Raw genomic sequence first — 497 nt, forward strand, 5'->3', positions numbered from 1 at the left:
GTGATCCTGCAGAGCGAGCTGGACCGGGCCATCGTCAATGTGCGCAGCCAGTACGCCGGCCGCGAGAACCAGCTGCCGCCGGCCGACGTGCTGCAGCGCCAGGTGCTCGAGCGACTGGTGCTGGTCAAGCTGCAGGTGGCCCGCGCCGAGGGCAGCGGCATCAAGGTCAGCGACGACGAACTGAACCGCGCCATCGGCAGCATCGCCCAGCAGAACGGCACCAGCGTGGATGGCCTGCGCCAGAAGCTGGCTGCCGACGGCCTGTCCTACGCCGATTTCCGCCGCTCGGTACGCGAGGAAATCACTGTCCAGCGCCTGCGCCAGAGCTTCGCCCAGAGCCGTGTCTCGGTCAGCGAAGGCGAGGTGGACGCCGCCATGGCCCAGCAGGCCGGCAACGGCACCCAGTACCACCTGGCCCACATCCTGGTGGGCCTGCCGGAAGGCGCCACCGCTGCGCAGATCGCCACCGGACAGCAGAAGATCGACGGCGTGAAGAG

The 497-nt window shown here is 69.0% G+C and carries 1 protein-coding gene; it reads left to right on the plus strand.

Features of this window, described 5'->3' with window-relative positions; all coding sequences use genetic code 11:
• Nucleotides 1-497, plus strand: a 497-nt coding sequence (locus tag CWM66_RS28330; RefSeq protein ID WP_199200088.1) for a SurA N-terminal domain-containing protein, incomplete at both ends; no start/stop codon positions are given.

The sequence above is a fragment of the Kosakonia sp. H7A genome, from assembly GCF_003028445.1.
Classification (GTDB): domain Bacteria; phylum Pseudomonadota; class Gammaproteobacteria; order Enterobacterales; family Enterobacteriaceae; genus Kosakonia; species Kosakonia radicincitans.